Origin of the sequence: Candidatus Methylospira mobilis (assembly GCF_009498235.1) — a bacterium.
Taxonomy (GTDB): Bacteria; Pseudomonadota; Gammaproteobacteria; order Methylococcales; family Methylococcaceae; genus Methylospira; species Methylospira mobilis.
Genome location: NZ_CP044205.1, coordinates 2,565,269 through 2,581,748, shown reverse-complemented (window position 1 = coordinate 2,581,748; position 16,480 = coordinate 2,565,269). Strand labels below are relative to the sequence as shown.

Here is a 16,480-nt window from a genome sequence, read left to right as displayed (position 1 = left end):
TCGTCCCGCTCTTCTGAGCGGGTGCTTACTCTTCCAGCAAACTGCGCAGCATCCAGGCAGTTTTCTCATGTATCTCCAATCGTTGCGTCAGCAGGTCGGCGGTAGGCTGGTCGTTGGCGTCGTTCACTGCAGGAAAAAGGCTGCGGGCGGTACGTGCAGTGGCTTCCTGCGCCGCCACCAAGTGACGAACCATGTCCAATGCCTTTGGCACGCCTTCGATTTCCTGTATCGAAGCAAGCTTGACGAATTCCTTGTAGGTGCCGGGTGCGGGATATCCCAACGCGCGGATGCGTTCCGCTATGAGGTCCAGGGCATTCCACTGCTCCGTATATTGCGCCATGAACATTAGATGCAGGGTATTGAACATGGGGCCTCTGACGTTCCAGTGAAAGTTATGGGTCATCAGATAGAGCGTGTAACTGTCGGCCAATAGGCCGGACAGTCCCTGCACAATCTTCAGTCGGTCGGTTTCGGAAATACCTATATCAATTTTTGCGCTTATATTCTGGTTTGAGGTTGTCATGGTTGGTTTTCCTGATGATCAAATAATCGTAAGTATTCAGCGAGTGCTTTAGAGTCATGACCGAAGCGGCCGGGTTGAGGCAAGCCAGTCGAGACATGCGGAAGCGTGCGGAATATTAACCACGCTGCAAGTCCTTCCCTGGAAGCTCTCTACGCCCATCCATGGACGTAGCAGGTCTCGCCTGGCTCACCTCGCTTCCTCTCCAGCGGGTTATGCTGAATAGTTACAAATAATCTTGTAAATATCCACTTTCCCTAGCTTTTGAGAAAGGCGAGCAGATCGGTATTGAGCTCATCATTATGCGTGTCGGCAAGGCCGTGGGGAGCGCCGGGGTATATTTTCAGTGTCGCGTTCTTGATAAGTTGCGACGCGGCGCGAGCCGAGGCGTCGATCGGCACGATCTGATCGTCGCCGCCGTGTATGATCAGGGTCGGCACGTCGAACCTTTTGAGGTCCTCAGTGAAGTCCGTCTCGGAAAATGCCTTGATGCAGTCGAGCTCGCTTTTAAGGCCGCCCTGCATGCCCTGCAACCAGAATGCGTCGCGTACGCCTTGGCTGACCTTCGCGTCCGGCCTGTTGGCGCCGTAGAACGGTGTAGCGAGGTCTTTGAAAAACTGTGAACGGTCGGTGGCTACGCCGGTACGAATTCCGTCGAACACTTCAATCGGCAGGCCGCCGGGGTTGGCGTCCGTCTTGAGCATCAGCGGCGTTACCGCGCCTACCAGCACGGCCTTGACGATGCGTTTGGTGCCATGCCGTCCGATGTAACGGGCGACTTCTCCGCCACCGGTTGAGTGTCCGATCAATGTGGCGGCTTTCAGGTCCAGCACTTCGATAAGTTCCGACAGATCGTCGGCGTAAGTATCCATTTCATTGCCTTTCCATGACTGGCTTGAGCGCCCGTGACCGCGGCGATCATGCGCGATGCAGCGATAGCCGTTGGATGCCAGATAGACCATCTGCTTTTCCCAGGCATCGGCGTTGAGCGGCCAGCCGTGGCTGAAGACGACGGGCTGTCCGGATCCCCAATCCTTGTAATAAATTTCCGTGCCGTCTTTGGTGATAATCGTGTTCAAAGTGCCCATTGTGGATTTTCCTCCGTTGATTGTGACAGGTAGTATCTTTTGCGTTTGTGTCGTAGCAAAAGCGAACAGTTATGATAAAAACCATGCGTCATCCTGCAAATGATCGCAGGCTGACACTGAAGACGATAATTAATAGGCTGTAGTTGCTTTATCTACAGCTGCATATACGGCTTGATACATATTGTTTAATACTTGTTCTTGTCCTTCTATATGATATTGCTTGCCAAGTTCGACCGGATCAGTGAAGCTGGCCCATACTTGGCCGGTATCGTCTTCCCACGCCATAATGCGTAAAGGTAAATCAATTGCCACTGTTGGTTTGGCAATAATCAAGTCTGTTCCCACAGCAGGATTACCGACGATTAATACCTGCTTCGGCTTCATGGCTTTTCCTGCTCCGGCTGCATTGGCGCCGTGATCGATACGGGCGAATACTTTGGCGCCCTTTGCTTCGAGCACTTTACTTACCCGATCAAGCGTTTCATTTACAGTATAGGGACTTTCGCGGGATACTACCCATGCCGATCCTGCAGGCGCTGCCAGTTTTTGATCGTAAGCGCCTGCAATTTGACGCGCCAACACATCCAGGTCACGAATATTGTCCTTGTTGGCCAACAAGGTTACGCAGAGTAATTCCGTTGGCGCTGTAAACCGGCTTAGGAAAGTCGAAAAGCCGGGAATATTACCTTTGATATACATCAAACCAGGATGCCCCGGAAATTGCCAGCCGGCATTCCCCGGGCTGATTTTGCCATTATCCAGTTTGACTGAGCGGTATAGAAATTCACGATTCTCCGGATTTTTAACCAGAATCTCTCCGGCTAATGCAATATCCCATATACTGATATCCTGAGCGGACGCCATTATTCCTGAATCTGCAAAAGTGGCTGATTGCTTATTTGGTTTTACAGCCGTCCAACCGTTATTTGCGTCACGATAACCCACGGCCGGTTCGGCCGGGTTAATGAAAACCGGATTCTGCTTGAACTCCGCGTGCAGAAAAGGCTGGCTTCCGTTATGCAACTCATTTTTAACCGATTCGAGGCTGGATGGGAAGAAGGTATATTTTAAACCTGCGCGCTCAATTTGATTTTTTGTGATGTATTCCTGGTAAGAGACGCCACTCGATTTTTCAATGATCGCGCCTAATAAATAAAAATCCGTAGCGCTATTGTACGTATCGTGGCCGGCTTTGAAACGCGCCGGAATCTTTTTAACCATATCGATAATAGAGTCAAGGTTGTAATCCTGACTATAATCAAAGCCGGACGCTTCGTTATAGGAAGGCAGGCCCGATGAGTGCGTCAACAAATGACGAATCTTAATGCTGTTCCACTCCTTTGAGGCATTGGGCAGGTATTTTGTTACAGGATCTTCCAATCCCAGCTTTCCTTCTTCCTTGAGTTGCATGACGGCGACGGCTGTGTAGGCATTGGTAATTTGGCCCACATTAAACACTGTGTTGCTGGATATAAGTGTTTTTGCTGAAGTATCGGCTAAGCCGTAAGCAACGACTCTGGGTATATAAGGCGCCTGGACGATCGCGAGCGATAGGCCTGGAATATGGTTTCTTTGCATGTAATTTATCACTAAATCATCAACTGTCCGACCTTGATAAACAATTTGAAAATCTCCTCTGGATGCATTGGCTGCGGGCGTTGAGGCCATTGCTAATATTCCTGTTATGAGGGCGGTTTCAAATTCCAAGTGCAACGGTTGTTGATTCGCACATAGCCTCATCCTTTTGGCAATTATGCAGGAATTCGGCATAAACTTCCAAGGGGGTTCTAAACCCGAGAATTTTTCTCGGTCTCGTGTTCAGTCTGTATGCGATTTCATCCAGTTGCTCCTGCGAGTAGGTCGACAAATCGGTTCCTTTGGGTAAATACTGGCGCAGTAGTCCATTGGTGTTCTCGTTACTTCCGCGTTGCCAAGGGCTATGAGGGTCGGCAAAGTAGATGGTGATGCCCGCTCGCTCACTGAGCGTTTTATGGCAGCTCATTTCCTTACCTTGATCATAGGTCATGGTTTTGCGCATCGGCTCATGGACACGGTTCAATGCGTTACTGAAGCCTTCCAGTGCGGCTTCAGCCGTGCCGGACGTCATAGCCGCCAGCATCACAAGGCGGCTGCTACGCTCGACCAGCGTGCCTACCGAAGAACGATTGCCTGACCCCTTGATCAGATCACCTTCCCAATGCCCTGGAACCAGCCGGTCTTCAATCTCCGGTGGACGTACATGCAAGCTGTTCATATCAGGTATCTGACCACGCCGATCGGTTCCTCTGGCGCGAGGACGTCTGCCCGTGTGAGATTGCCGCAAACAGCTCAACAGTTCGCTGCGTAATTCACCGCGTGGGAAGGCATACAGTGCGGTGTATATCGTTTCATGTGACACCGTAAGGGCTCCCTGCTCTGCATACACGCGCTTGAGTGTGCCAGAAATCTGTTCAGGCGACCAACCTTCATGCAGAAAGTAATCGACTACGCCAAAAAGCAGGCTATCCGGTAATAATTTGCGCGGCTTTCGAGCCATATGGCGTAACTGCCTCGCTCGTATCCCCGCCGTACCTGCGCAATAGCTACCAGACTTGACTGGATTGCGTAACAATTCGCGACTGATCGTTGACGGAGATCGCTGTAATCTCAAAGCCATCGCCCTCAGGCTATGTCCATCTGACTTCATCAACATGATCGCGGCACGATCCTCTGCACTTAAGTGATTATATTTCTTTTCCATTGCAACACCTTATCATAGTGTTGCACTTGTATTTTGAGCCCGCCGAGTATAAAATCGATAATTCGTGGTTTCATCTTTTCCCCTCACCGAGCGCCGCTGGTTAACTGACGCGGAAAATTACATTGGAGTTCACATTGCCCTTGCACTGCAAGGTTTGATGTGGAAACACGGTTCCTTTCCTCGGGTGGTATACCGATACAGTTATCATCCGTGTTTGTAACTCCGGCTTTTCGACTGCGCTTGGGGCCGGTCTCTGAACGCCTGTGAGCCAACTCATCTATTTCGCTCAGGCTGATATCTCGCTCAATGCAATACCCAAAGCATCAGCAACGCCCTTGCCGTATGTCGGATCAGCTTTCTGGCAGTTGCCGATATGGCGAAACTGAATTTCACGCGGCGCATCGCCGATAGAGCGCGCAGTGTTCTCGAATAAAACCTGTTGCTGCGACGGCGTCATCAAACGGAACAACGCTCCGGGCTGAGCGTAGTAATCCGAGTCTTCGCGATGGTTCCAGTGATCAGCCGTGCCTTCCAGGGCCATAGGCGGCTCGGCAAAATCCGGCTGCTCCCGCCACTCCCCATAGCTGTTCGGTTCATAGCCCAGCGTGCCGCCATGGTTGCCGTCCACACGCATGGCCCCGTCGCGATGGTAGCTGTGTGCCGGGCAGCGCGGAGCATTGACAGGAATGAGGTGGTGATTCACACCCAAACGGTAGCGCTGGGCATCGCCGTAGGCGAAGAGCCGCCCTTGCAGCATTTTGTCGGGCGAGAAGCCGATGCCAGGTACAATGTTCGCAGGATTAAATGCCGATTGTTCCACTTCCGCGAAAAAGTTTTCCGGATTGCGGTTCAGTTCCATAACCCCCACCTCTATCAACGGGTAATCCTTGTGCGGCCATATCTTGGTAAGATCAAACGGGTGGTAGGGTGCCTTGGATGCATCTTTTTCCGGCATGATCTGTACATACAGCGTCCATCTCGGAAAGTCGCCCTGTTCTATACTTTCAAACAGGTCGCGCTGATGGCTTTCACGATCCTTGCCGATGAGAGCTTCAGCCTCGGCATCGGTCAGGTTGCGTATGCCCTGTTGCGATTTCAGATGGAACTTTACCCAGTGACGCTCGTTTCTGGCATTGAGGAAACTGAATGTATGGCTGCCAAAGCCGTGCATGTGGCGGTAGCTGGCGGGAATGCCCCGGTCACTCATGACGATGGTGACTTGATGCAGGGCTTCCGGCAGCGAGGTCCAAAAATCCCAGTTGTTTTTCGCGCTGCGCATATTGGTGCGCGGGTCGCGTTTCACCGCATGGTTCAGATCGGGGAATTTCAACGGATCGCGCAGAAAGAATACCGGCGTGTTGTTGCCGACCAGATCCCAGTTACCTTCTTCGGTATAGAACTTCACCGAAAAACCGCGAATATCGCGTTCGGCATCCGCTGCGCCGCGTTCACCGGCCACGGTGGTGAATCGCGCAAACAAATCCGTTTTCTTGCCGATTTGAGAGAAAATCCTGGCTCGCGTGTATTGGCTGATGTCGTGGGTCACAGTGAAGGCGCCGTATGCGCCGGAACCTTTGGCGTGCATACGCCGCTCGGGAATAACTTCCCGGTCAAAGTGCGCGAGTTTTTCCAGAAACCAGACGTCCTGCAACAGTTGGGGGCCGCGTGGCCCGGCGGTCATGATGTTCTGGTTGTGAGCAACCGGACATCCGGCGTTGGTGGTCAATTTCTTTTCGTCGCTCATGAATACCCCCGTGGATTAGTTTCTGGAGTCTACACCAGAACTGTGAATTTGTTCGCTCGTGAATATTAGTTTTTTAGGAAAAAACTTAATTATTTTTGCGTTTTTCGTTTTCTGGATAGTGGTTTTCGTTTATCGGATATTGCTTTTATTTACGGACGGCAATGTCGAGTTTTTCCATAATCGCACGAAAACTACTTTTGGAAAGCGCTGAAATCGCTCAGGCTCAAAAACCGAGAGTTGTAGATTTGCTAGTTGTCTATCTGAACAAACCAGCTTCGATTACGAGTTTAAGGCGGTGCGCTATCGGATCACTGTGCAACGCCCTTGCCAAAAGCGTTTGTAACGGCGGCATACCGCTGCTGGTGCGGCGCGAAGCCGGGACTGCCTTCATGGCTGATGGCCATGCTAGCGAAAGCGGCAAGATTGGCTGTTGCTGTTCAACCTGCGGACCTAAGGCCGCCAACCTCTTCATTACCCTATGACAACATTTTTATAAGGGTAATTCGGACGGACTGCCTTGGCCCCGTGCGCCGGCAAGAAACCATTGCAGGAATCGACTTGCGCAGGGTTTATAATTGCTCCACTGTGGCGGATAATGAATTGCAGATTTCATCAAAAAACGCCGTCCGAGTGAATGTATGTATGTAAAGTTTTAGTTGTAGAGTTCCCGGACAGCCTCCCAGCCGGTACCTGGCTCTGCAAGAAGCCTGGTTTATGTATGAAGACTAAAGCAAAAAAATTGTCCGCATTGCCTTTTGGCGACAGAAACTCGCTGAGCGGTTTATCTCTCGATTCGGCCGCAGAAAGCATCAGTCTTGGATTTTCAGGCGACTATGACATAGCACCTCTATCCGCTGAAATACATCATAAAACCACGGCAATCAACATAGGTGAAATGCACATTCTCGCAGGTGCTCTTACTCCTTTCCTGGTGAAGGGGGACAGGCTTCCTTTTACCTCATTAGGCATTCCAACTTCCGGACAATGCTGCGTTACTGCAAATAAACGCAAGTACTACCAGCGGACTGGCCACACTGCATTTCTTCTTTCCAGCGGGCGGAGCGAAACTGTAACGGGCGATGGATACGCCGGCGTGTATTTTGACGTACAAAAGTCACGTTTGGAACATACGCTTCGCGCAATGACCGGCTTGGAAAGCACGCGCAAGTTTGTAAATTCCGCCCATGAACAAGACAGGGAAGTACCGCTACGAGCAGCAGGGATATCATTCGATAAACTGCTGCGTTCATACTTTGCTCAGATAGATCTGCTGCAAGACCAGCCGCAAGCATTGGCGCTTTTGGGGCTGGATGATACGCTCTATCGAACATTTGCGATGATGTTGTTGCCCGAGCTCTTTCTGATCGATAACAGTAAGAGCAACAAAAAAGTCGATCAACGAAACCTGGAACAGGTTTGCAACTATATACAGGCAAATCTGGATAAACCGTTGGCACTTTCTGAACTGGAACACATCAGCGGTCTGTCTGCACGTAGTTTGCAATACGGCTTTCAGCGCCGCTTTGGCTGCACGCCCACGCAGTGGATACGCGAGCAGCGGCTTACGCTCGCCCATAACCGTCTGAAGCTGGCTACTTCCTGCGACAGGGTAACAGGCATTGCGCTGTCTTGCGGCTTTACGCATATGGGCGTATTTGGGCGCGACTATTACGTGCGTTTTGGCGAGCGCCCTTCCGAAACCCTGGCGCGCGCGCAAAACTGCTGAGATTACCGATAGAGCTTCTGTTCCCAGCCTGCAAAGGTGCGATACGGTACGACAAAAGACTCCTGCAGTACTTGACTTCCTATAAAACCGACGACGGAGGGATATCAACCTTCCCATGGCATAAAACCGTTCGGTGATGGGCTTTTGCCGTGTTTTGCACGGAATCGACGATAACCGGTTTATGCATTGCCTAATCAGTTGCCAATTTGATTCTCTCATTCTTTAGCGCTTTAAGCCGCGGGCAGTCCCCTGCTCAATATTTGACTAACTAAAACTGAAAATATTTTGTGTTATTTTCGTTTTTTGATAATAAATTGCGTTTATCTGATATTGAGTTTTCGTAAAATCGGACAATCTTTATGTCGTGGCTTGATAGTTGCGAGTGCGTAAAGAGGCCGGAGAATTTCAGACTGAATTACGGACAGCACCGGTCCGAACGCCGGCTATGAAGTCAAACTTAAAAATAATGGGAGGTATAGTGATGGGCATGAGTTTCCAGCGTTGCCTTATATATGTCAATATCAGGAAAGTTATCTGGGTTTCATAACGCGCTGGGCCGAGCGGCTGGGTATTTATTGGTGGTATCAGGCCGAAAATATTAGTGGCGGCATATGCAAAAAGATAGTTTTTAGCGATGTAAATACCGCACATACTGCGCATACTTGGGAATTGCAGTACCAGCCCGACCTTGGATGCCGCCCCCGGCTCAAAAAACCTTCTTCTGGAACTGACGCTTGAAACCTGATCCGTGCCTTTACAATTGACTACCATGGATTACCAGCATTATCGCGCCGATAACGGGATAAAAGGAAGTGCGCAGGTTGACCCCATCCATGGCATTGGTGAAGTTTTTCTGTATGGAGAAAAACTTACAAGTAACGCGGAAGCTGAGGAAATTGCCAAATTACGTGCGGAAGCCATACTTTGCCGCAGCAGGCAATATCAGGGAAAAACTACGGCAACGGGCTTGCGTTGTGGTTACGTATCCGTTCACGGGGTCCCACAGGAGAGGGAGCTTGTGTAGATATCATACCTATGCATGCAGGGGGAGGGTCGGCCTGTACCATCATTATCGTGGTTGAGGCGCAAGGCGCGCCTCAACCGGTTTCTATCGGGGCTATTCATCATGTTCGCGTGTCGAGTCAGGTATACCTTGGGTCATCGCCGGCTGGAACAGCAGAATTCGTCCGTTCTGATCGGCAATAGCGGTCGCGCGTTATAGCCGGCATTCCTGCGGCGCGTATCTTCCTTCCAGACTGCCGCTGCTATCAGCCGAGCCGGTCATCAAGGTGCCAGAGCCTGTCGTCGCTGAGGAGCCGAGCGCGCGGCATTTGAAGGCGACGCCTCCCTCTGTGCTTAAAAACGGAACGAAAGTCAGCGTTTTCGCATTTATGCCGGTGTGGGCTCGCTGCGGCGGCGTACTGCTGAACGTCGCGGTAATGACGCCGTTTTTGATATCGAGCGCCGACACGTAGGCGCCGGATGTATCGCTGCCGATAGCGCTTAATCCTGCCGCCGTTCTGTTCGCCGGGGCTTTGCCGGATTGCATGTAAACTTCGGTGATTGCTGTTTTTGCAGCGCCGGCCAGCGATATTGCTTCCGATACCTGACTGCGTATGGCGTAATCCTGGTAGGCGGGAAACGCCACGGTTCCCAATATGCCTACGATGGCGACCACAATCATTAACTCTATCAAGGTAAAACCGTTTTGACGCGTTTTGCTGTTATTGATCATGCTTAATTACCTATTTATATAGAAAATACCTATTATTTCAAATGCTTATAGGTAAATACCCTAGCGGATGCTGTTTTACACGTTTGTTCGCACGTTGTCAAAAACTGAATATCAGGCTCCCGATTTTGAGACCCTGCAATTGCCGATCCTGCCAGCCTCACTCCGGCCCTCACAGTATATATTCACAGCAATAAACCCGTTCTCTTTACCGTGCGAATCGCGGAGCGAATGCCTGACTCACTCTCCCGCCGGGGCGAAGGCGGAACTTTCGAAGCATGCTTTGCACCGCCGTAGCCGGACTGTACTGCAGTGCGGTCCCCGAGGAGCGGGGCTGGGTGAGGGGACAACTAGGCGTGGCGCAACCGTTTGCGCGTCAGAGGGCGACGCTTACGCGATGGTGGGGCAATACTAAGCAAGCACTTTCACTGGTGTTCTCGCAAAGGCGCGCGCCGGCTTGTCGTTATGCCGCTCCCGGCAATGATTTCGTGCGCTGTTCGCCAGTCGAAGCGCCCGTTGCCCTTTGCAGTTAATACAAAGAGATAGCAGCGTGCTTCCTGCAGCGGAACTTACAAATTATGACTATGTCATACTCTCCATGTTATAAAAGACCACCGTTTTTTATACGGCAGAATCGATGGGCGCTGCCAAAGAGCGGAACAAGCAAGTAGTGAATATGTCATATTTACATGTTATAAATGAAGACCCGAAGGAACCTGAGGTAGCGGCGGCTCGCAGCGTGTTGTGCTGTATAACCTAGCGCTCAGGCTGAATAAACATACTAGATTGTGGGGATCGGCTATGGCCAACGAAGGTTCGGTTGCACCTAAAGAAAGGGTAAATATTGTATATCGTCCGGCGACGGGCAATGCCCAGGCGGAAATAGAACTTCCGCTCAAGTTGATGGTGCTGGGGGATTTTACCTTAAAGGATGACAGTACACCGATAGAGGATCGCAAACCGATCAATATCGACAAGGATAATTTCAATGACGTGCTCAAGGGACAAAATTTATCCTTGGACCTGACCGTTCCGAATAAACTGGGTAACCCGGGCGACGAAGCGACGGACCTGGCTGTGAAAATGAACTTTGACTCGCTGAACGATTTTTCGCCTGACGCGATTGTCGAAAAAATACCTGAACTGGCGAGTCTGATTCATCTTCGCGATGCGTTGAAGGCGCTTAAAGGGCCGCTGGGCAATATTCCGGAGTTCAGAAAACGTTTGCAGGATCTGGTGCAGGATGACGGCACACGTGCGCGTTTGCTGTCGGAACTCGGTATTCAGGACGACAAATAAGCAAAAATCAGAGGTTTCTAATGGCAGAAGAAAACGAGAAGCTGGCCGAAGCGGCAGCGGGCGCGGCAGACGCGGGTGAACTTTCCTTGTTGGACGAACTGGTGCAGGCGACCCGCATCAAGCCGGATGACGAGTCTTATTCGATTACCAAGCAGGGCTTACAGGCTTTTATCAGTCAGTTGCTGGAGCCGCAGACTTCAATCGAGCGTGTAACGCAGAGTCAGGTTGATGAAATGATCAACGCGCTGGATCAAAAACTTTGCGCGCAGGTCGATGCGGTTCTGCACAACTCCGAATTTCAAAAGCTGGAATCGGCGTGGCGTGGTCTCAAGTTTCTGGTGGATCGAACCAATTTCCGCGAGAATGTCCGTTTGCAGATGATCAGCGTTGCCAAGGACAAATTGCTGGAAGACTTCGAGGACGCGCCCGAGGTTACCAAGTCAGGCTTGTATAAAACCGCCTATACCGCGGAGTATGGACAGTTTGGCGGCGAGCCGGTGGGAGCGGTCATAGCAAACTATGAGTTTGGGCCTGGCGTGCAGGATTTGAAGTTGCTTCAGTATGTAGCCAGTGTTTCAGCAATGGCGCACGCGCCTTTTATTGCTTCGGCGGGTCCTGAGTTTTTCGGTATCGACAATTTCGATCAATTGCCCAACCTCAAGGATCTGGCGTCCATATTCGAGTCCCCGAAGTACACCAAGTGGAAAGCTTTCCGCGAATCTGAAGATGCGCGCAACATAGGGTTGACTGTGCCGCGTTTCCTGCTGCGCGTGCCCTATAGTCCGGACACTGTTCCGGTCAAGTCGTTTAACTACAAGGAAAGTGTTTCGGGCGGCAACCAGGAGTTTTTGTGGGGTAATGCCTCTTTTGCATTCGCGACGCGCCTCACCGAGAGCTTTGCCGATTACCGCTGGTGCGCGAATATCATCGGTCCGCAGGGCGGTGGAACGGTCGGCGATTTGCCGGTTTACACCTTCGAATCGATGGGGGAAATACAGACCAAGATTCCGACGCAGATATTGATTTCCGAGCGCCGCGAGTATGAGCTGGCTGAACAGGGCTTTATTGCCTTGACCATGCGCAAAAATTCGGACAATGCCGCGTTCTTTTCGGCGAATTCGGTTCAGAAACCGAAATTTTATGGAAACTCAAAAGAAGGCAAGGAAGCGGAACTTAATTACCGTCTTTCCACTCAATTACCCTATATGTTAATCATGAGCCGCCTTGCGCATTACATCAAGGTCATGCAGCGTGAGAACATAGGTACATGGAAAGAGCGTGGCGACCTGGAGTCGGAATTGAATAAATGGATCAGTCAATATGTAGCGGATATGGATAATCCTCTCCCCGAAGTCCGCAGCCGGAGACCTTTGCGTCAGGCGGAAGTCGTGGTTGAAGATGTGGAGGGCGAGGCCGGCTGGTATCGGGTTGGTTTAAAGGTAAGGCCGCATTTCAAATACATGGGCGCTTCCTTTACGCTTTCTCTGGTCGGCAAGCTGGAAAAGAAGTAAGAAGTAATGTTTTCGCTTTTTTGTTTTATTTTTTTGCAGGAAAACGGAACTTAATTGCCAACTTTCGACTCGAATGTTATATATGTTAATCGTCGCCGCTTGATGAATTGTATAATGGTCATGCGGTGTGAACAGCATAGGTATATGGAGAAAGCGTGGCGACTAGGAGTCGGAATTGAATAAATGGATTAGTCAATATGTAGCGGACATGGATAACCTTCTCCCCGAAGTCCGCAGTTGGAGACCATTGTATCAGGCAGAAGTCGTGGTCGAAAATGTTGAAGGGGAGACCGGCCGGTATCGGGTTGGTTTAAAGGTCGGGCCTCATTCGAATATAGGGGGCTCCCTTTACGTTTTTTCTGGTCGGTATGCTTGAAATAAAATGATATTTCAGCAGTTTTAATTGCTTTTTGTTTTTTTAATGTAAAGGAGTAGATAAAATGGCATTACCAAGTTATTTTTCATTGAAAGGCGCAAAACAGGGTCAAATCGACGGTTCTTGCGATATTAAAGGCCATGAAAAAAAGATTCTGGTCCAGGGGCATGAGCACAAGATTGATATTCCGGTAAGTTTGCAGACAGGTCTGGCAACAGGTAAGCGCGTTCATCATCCGTTTCTTGTCAGGAAATCGGTCGACGCATCCAGCCCAAAGATTCAGCAGGCGCTGACTACAGGTGAAACCATTACCGAAGCTTTGCTTGAATTCACCCATATTGACAAAAATGGTCAGGAAGTTGTCTACTTTACGAAAAAAATCGAGAATGCGGTGGTCATCTCGGTTGAGCACGAGACACAGAATATTCTGGATCCTGATTTCACCAAGTATCCTACTTGGGAGATTGTAGCGCTCACTTATGGAAAAATTACCACTACCTGGAAAGATGGCGGCATAGAAGCTGTCGATTCCTGGACCGGCCAATAAGCCTCAAGGTAATGCAAATACGTCCGGGCGTACAAACGCATAGCTTGTGCACGTCCGGGCGTATTTTTAACTGATGTGACGTTCCATGCACGAAGAGCGATTACTGGAGCGCATCAGCCGCTGGGAGCGGGGTTCCAAGCGAACCTATCAGACTCAGGTCGATGTGCTGATACATTCCGTACTTTCTCACCTGAATTATATGCTGAATACCAAGCGCGGTTCTGTTCCGATAGATGAGCGTTATGGTATTCCCGATTTCACTAATGTATCGAGCGGATTTACCTCTGAATCCATTCGTTCATTGCAAGATGCCGTTGTCGAAACCATCTCTTTGTTCGAGCCGCGGCTGAAAAAGCCCGCCATTACGGTAAAGGGACGCGAAGACGGCGAAATTGTTTTGACTTTTCAGCTCGAGGGTTTTATCGACGTGGATGACAAGGAAATACCGTTGCGTCTGAGTACCACGGTCAAGCCCGACGGGCGTATCAGTACATCCTGGTCGTAAAGCATGGTAAATTTCACCAATAACTATTATGCGTCGGAGTTGTCTGCGCTTCGGGAGCTGGGGCGCGAGTTTGCGGAGGCCAATCCCACGCTGGCGCCGATGCTTACCGGCGCTTCCGCCGACCCGGATGTCGAGCGTTTGCTGGAAGGCGTGGCCTTTCTGACCGGGCTGGTGCGGCAGAAGCTGGACGATGATTTTCCGCAGATTGCTCAGGAAATGAGCAATCTCATCTTCCCCCAGTTTTTACGGCAGTTGCCATGCGCGGCGCTGATACAGTTTTTGCCGGCCCTGAAGCTGAACGATACCGCCGTAGTTAAACGCAACACCGAGTTGGCTTCGGTACCGGTGGACGGCACTTCCTGCCGTTTCAAAACCATAGCCGATCTCGATGTTCATCCGATCAAGCTGGCCGGCTCAACGCTTAAACAGGCGGCGGGGCAGGCGCCGGTATTGCAATTGCGTTTCGCCGCCGATGGTATCGATCTTGCCGAGTTCAAGGCGCAGAGCTTGCGCTTGTTCCTGGGACTGGACATGCGCGAAGCATGCAACTGGTTTTATGCCTTGCAGGAAACCGCCACGCGCGTCAGGCTGGTGGACGGCGGGAAACAGCCGGTGTCGCTGGGCGTCGAAGCACTGGTTTGCCGGCAATACGACGTTTATTTAACGCCTTATCCTCCACAGGCATTCCCGAAACACCAGCTTCTCCAGGACTACCTGCAAATGCCCGAGAAGTTGCTTTTTATCGATATAGAAGGTCTCTCGAACTGGAAAAAACGCTCGGGAAACGAATTCAGCATCGAGATAGAGTTCGACCCCGGCATCTACGATCTGCATTTGAAAAGCGATGTGTTCATGCTGAATGTGGTGCCTGCGTTGAATCTGTTCAATTATGCCGCGGATCCCATTCAGATCGACCATAAACAAATCGAGTACCGTATTCGTCCACAGGACGACAGGCAGCAGCACTATGCCGTTTACCGAGTGGATCAGGTCAGAGGCCTGCGGCAGGGAGAACATAATGAAATCGATTATCAGGAAATCAGCCATTTCTCCGTATCGGTTGAACAGGCGCAGAATATTTACCGCTTGTTCAGGCGTCCGCATCTGAGCGGCAAGGGCATAGAAACCTTGATATCGGTCGTTTATCCGCAAGGCGTCCCGGAAAAAAACGAGACCTTGTCCATCCGTATGACCTGTTCCAACGGCGGGCTTCCCGAACGCTTGAGGCCGGGGGATATATCGGTAAAAACCGACAGCTCTCCGGAGCGCTTTACCTTCAAAAACCTGAATGCGCCGACGCCGCAACGCGAGCCTTGTTTACACGGGGGAATGCTGTGGAGCGTGCTTTCGTTTTTATCGCTGAATTATAACGGTATTACCAGTGTGGAGGCTTTGCGCGAATTGTTGCGTTTGCTCGCAACCGGCGGACATCCGGTCAGCGCGGCATCTCAAGGCAACCTGAGGCGTATCGACGGTTTGAAGCGGATGGAAATATTCGATGAATCGCGTCTTTTTCGCGGTACGCCGTTGCGAGGGCGGCGAATCAGATTGTATTGCGATGAAAGCTGTTTTAACGGCAAGGGCGATTTATATCTGTTCGGCTGCGTGATGGATCGTTTTTTTGCAGCCAGCTCGGAAATCAATACTTACAGTAAATTCGAGCTGGTCACCACCGGCTTGGGCGAGATAATCAAATGGCCGGAACGCGTAGCGAATCATCGACTGATATCCTTGCCAGGTTAAGCGCGGAAGGCAAGGAATACGGCTTTTTTCAGGCAGTTCGCCTGCTGAAGCTGCTCGAAGACGTGCGGGTGGACTATCGCCCGTATCTCGGGCTTTCTTTTCCGGGTACCGACATCGCCGCCATTGAGCTTATGGGGCCCAGGCATGTCAGGATAACGGCCAGCTTTCTAGGACTTTACGGCGTAACTTCACCGCTGCCGACCTTCTATACCGAAGACCTGCTGGCGGAATATCGAGATGGAGGCAAGGCTTGCCGTGAATTTCTCGACATGCTGACCAACCGCCTCTATGATTTGTTTTATCGGGCCTGGCTGAAACATCAGCTTCCCTTCAAGTTGTATGAAGAGCATAGCGAATCCTATCTGAAGTATCTTTACGCGTTTGCCGGATTGTCCGAACCCACGGTTCGCAGTCAGATCAGCGATAGCCACCGCATCCTGCGTTACCTGGGCATTTTTAACCAGCAACGCAAAACTCTGTCGGATCTGACGACTTTGCTCAGGGATTATTTCAACAATAAGAATATCGAAATTCACCCCTGTGTGATGTACCGCCAGCCTATAGCCGTCGATCAGTTGACGCGTTTGGGACGTGCGTGCAGCCTTTTGGGAGAAACAGCGATATTGGGCGCGCGGGTGGCGGATCGCAGCGCAACGATACGCATAGAACTGTCGCAACTGGACGACGCCGCTTTTCGCGGCTTTGCTCCGGGGTCTGTGCAGGCCGAACAACTGAAACATTTGCTGAAATTCTATTTACGCCAACCGTTGCGAGTGCTATTGAGGTTAAACATCAAGCCGGAGGTGCTGGCTTCGGCGCGCCTGAAGGCTGGAAAATGGAATAGTCTGGGATTTGATACCTGGCTGGGACATACCAGTCAGCCTGATCCCGGACAGATAGAAAGCTCACGAGAGTACGTACTCTGTCATTGAATTATCCATAAAGGAAA

16 protein-coding genes are annotated in these 16,480 nt (G+C 50.9%); 10 read left to right on the top strand and 6 right to left on the bottom strand.

Annotation, left to right across the window (positions count from 1 at the left end; translation table 11 throughout):
- Positions 1-25: 25 nt before the first annotated feature.
- From F6R98_RS11640 to F6R98_RS11620, 5 genes are all read right to left on the bottom strand, one after another.
- Complete coding sequence (locus tag F6R98_RS11640) at positions 26-523, bottom strand: Dps family protein (protein ID WP_153249165.1); 498 nt, start codon at positions 521-523, stop codon at positions 26-28.
- 254 nt (positions 524-777) lie between these two features.
- Entirely contained in the window at positions 778-1,608 is an 831-nt protein-coding gene (locus F6R98_RS11635) for an alpha/beta fold hydrolase (protein WP_228124845.1), read from the bottom strand.
- A gap of 129 nt (positions 1,609-1,737) precedes the next feature.
- Positions 1,738-3,315 (bottom strand): serine hydrolase, encoded by a 1,578-nt coding sequence (locus tag F6R98_RS11630; protein WP_228124844.1) that lies wholly within the window; start codon positions 3,313-3,315, stop codon positions 1,738-1,740.
- Positions 3,305-4,348 carry an IS30 family transposase gene (locus tag F6R98_RS11625; RefSeq protein WP_153247527.1) on the bottom strand — a complete coding sequence of 348 codons (1,044 nt, stop codon included), beginning with the start codon at positions 4,346-4,348 and terminating at the stop codon, positions 3,305-3,307. Before F6R98_RS11625 ends, F6R98_RS11630 begins: the two co-directional genes overlap by 11 nt.
- 286 nt (positions 4,349-4,634) lie before the next feature.
- Entirely contained in the window at positions 4,635-6,092 is a 1,458-nt protein-coding gene (locus F6R98_RS11620; protein WP_153249164.1) for a catalase, read from the bottom strand.
- A 161-nt stretch (positions 6,093-6,253) separates the two neighbouring features.
- Here F6R98_RS11620 and F6R98_RS11615 point away from each other — a divergent pair, with 161 nt between their 5' ends.
- The 3 genes from F6R98_RS11615 (at position 6,254) to F6R98_RS22790 (ending at position 8,556) form a co-directional block, all read left to right on the top strand.
- On the top strand, positions 6,254-6,574 hold the full coding sequence (locus F6R98_RS11615; RefSeq protein WP_153249163.1) for a thiamine pyrophosphate-binding protein: 321 nt from the start codon (positions 6,254-6,256) through the stop codon (positions 6,572-6,574).
- 236 nt (positions 6,575-6,810) lie between these two features.
- On the top strand, positions 6,811-7,818 hold the full coding sequence (locus F6R98_RS11610; protein ID WP_194269907.1) for an AraC family transcriptional regulator: 1,008 nt from the start codon (positions 6,811-6,813) through the stop codon (positions 7,816-7,818).
- Positions 7,819-8,319: 501 nt separating this feature from the next.
- Positions 8,320-8,556, top strand: coding sequence for a contractile injection system protein, VgrG/Pvc8 family (locus tag F6R98_RS22790; RefSeq protein WP_194269906.1), 237 nt, complete (start codon positions 8,320-8,322; stop codon positions 8,554-8,556).
- Positions 8,557-9,034: 478 nt separating this feature from the next.
- On the opposite strand, the gene F6R98_RS11595 is transcribed toward F6R98_RS22790, so the two are convergent.
- Positions 9,035-9,553 (bottom strand): pilin, encoded by a 519-nt coding sequence (locus F6R98_RS11595; protein ID WP_153249160.1) that lies wholly within the window; start codon positions 9,551-9,553, stop codon positions 9,035-9,037.
- A 798-nt stretch (positions 9,554-10,351) separates the two neighbouring features.
- Between F6R98_RS11595 and tssB the strand changes: the two genes are divergently transcribed.
- From tssB to tssG, 7 genes are all read left to right on the top strand, one after another.
- Entirely contained in the window at positions 10,352-10,849 is a 498-nt protein-coding gene (gene tssB / locus F6R98_RS11590) for a type VI secretion system contractile sheath small subunit (protein WP_153249159.1), read from the top strand.
- A 20-nt stretch (positions 10,850-10,869) separates the two neighbouring features.
- Entirely contained in the window at positions 10,870-12,360 is a 1,491-nt protein-coding gene (gene tssC, locus F6R98_RS11585; RefSeq protein ID WP_153249158.1) for a type VI secretion system contractile sheath large subunit, read from the top strand.
- 175 nt (positions 12,361-12,535) lie between these two features.
- Positions 12,536-12,736, top strand: coding sequence for a type VI secretion system contractile sheath large subunit (locus F6R98_RS22785; RefSeq protein ID WP_153249157.1), 201 nt, complete (start codon positions 12,536-12,538; stop codon positions 12,734-12,736).
- A 64-nt stretch (positions 12,737-12,800) separates the two neighbouring features.
- Positions 12,801-13,283, top strand: a complete 483-nt coding sequence (tssD, locus tag F6R98_RS11575) for a type VI secretion system tube protein TssD (protein WP_153249156.1) — start codon at positions 12,801-12,803, stop codon at positions 13,281-13,283.
- Positions 13,284-13,368: 85 nt separating this feature from the next.
- Positions 13,369-13,788 carry a type VI secretion system baseplate subunit TssE gene (gene tssE / locus F6R98_RS11570; protein WP_153249155.1) on the top strand — a complete coding sequence of 140 codons (420 nt, stop codon included), beginning with the start codon at positions 13,369-13,371 and terminating at the stop codon, positions 13,786-13,788.
- 3 nt (positions 13,789-13,791) lie between these two features.
- Positions 13,792-15,531, top strand: a complete 1,740-nt coding sequence (gene tssF, locus F6R98_RS11565) for a type VI secretion system baseplate subunit TssF (protein ID WP_153249154.1) — start codon at positions 13,792-13,794, stop codon at positions 15,529-15,531.
- Positions 15,483-16,463 carry a type VI secretion system baseplate subunit TssG gene (gene tssG, locus F6R98_RS11560; RefSeq protein ID WP_153249153.1) on the top strand — a complete coding sequence of 327 codons (981 nt, stop codon included), beginning with the start codon at positions 15,483-15,485 and terminating at the stop codon, positions 16,461-16,463. The genes tssF and tssG overlap by 49 nt, the downstream gene beginning before the upstream one ends.
- The last annotated feature ends 17 nt before the right edge of the window (positions 16,464-16,480 follow it).

What these genes read in the sequence shown, in the direction of transcription:
- F6R98_RS11640 (WP_153249165.1), bottom strand. Translation starts at nt 523, where the DNA reads ATGACAACCTCAAACCAGAATATAAGCGCAAAAATTGATATAGGTATT.
- F6R98_RS11635 (WP_228124845.1), bottom strand. Translation starts at nt 1,608, where the DNA reads ATGGGCACTTTGAACACGATTATCACCAAAGACGGCACGGAAATTTAT.
- F6R98_RS11625 (WP_153247527.1), bottom strand. Translation starts at nt 4,348, where the DNA reads ATGGAAAAGAAATATAATCACTTAAGTGCAGAGGATCGTGCCGCGATC.
- F6R98_RS11620 (WP_153249164.1), bottom strand. Translation starts at nt 6,092, where the DNA reads ATGAGCGACGAAAAGAAATTGACCACCAACGCCGGATGTCCGGTTGCT.
- F6R98_RS11615 (WP_153249163.1), top strand. Translation starts at nt 6,254, where the DNA reads ATGTCGAGTTTTTCCATAATCGCACGAAAACTACTTTTGGAAAGCGCT.
- F6R98_RS11610 (WP_194269907.1), top strand. Translation starts at nt 6,811, where the DNA reads ATGAAGACTAAAGCAAAAAAATTGTCCGCATTGCCTTTTGGCGACAGA.
- F6R98_RS11595 (WP_153249160.1), bottom strand. Translation starts at nt 9,553, where the DNA reads ATGATCAATAACAGCAAAACGCGTCAAAACGGTTTTACCTTGATAGAG.
- tssB (WP_153249159.1), top strand. Translation starts at nt 10,352, where the DNA reads ATGGCCAACGAAGGTTCGGTTGCACCTAAAGAAAGGGTAAATATTGTA.
- tssC (WP_153249158.1), top strand. Translation starts at nt 10,870, where the DNA reads ATGGCAGAAGAAAACGAGAAGCTGGCCGAAGCGGCAGCGGGCGCGGCA.
- tssD (WP_153249156.1), top strand. Translation starts at nt 12,801, where the DNA reads ATGGCATTACCAAGTTATTTTTCATTGAAAGGCGCAAAACAGGGTCAA.
- tssE (WP_153249155.1), top strand. Translation starts at nt 13,369, where the DNA reads ATGCACGAAGAGCGATTACTGGAGCGCATCAGCCGCTGGGAGCGGGGT.
- tssF (WP_153249154.1), top strand. Translation starts at nt 13,792, where the DNA reads ATGGTAAATTTCACCAATAACTATTATGCGTCGGAGTTGTCTGCGCTT.
- tssG (WP_153249153.1), top strand. Translation starts at nt 15,483, where the DNA reads ATGGCCGGAACGCGTAGCGAATCATCGACTGATATCCTTGCCAGGTTA.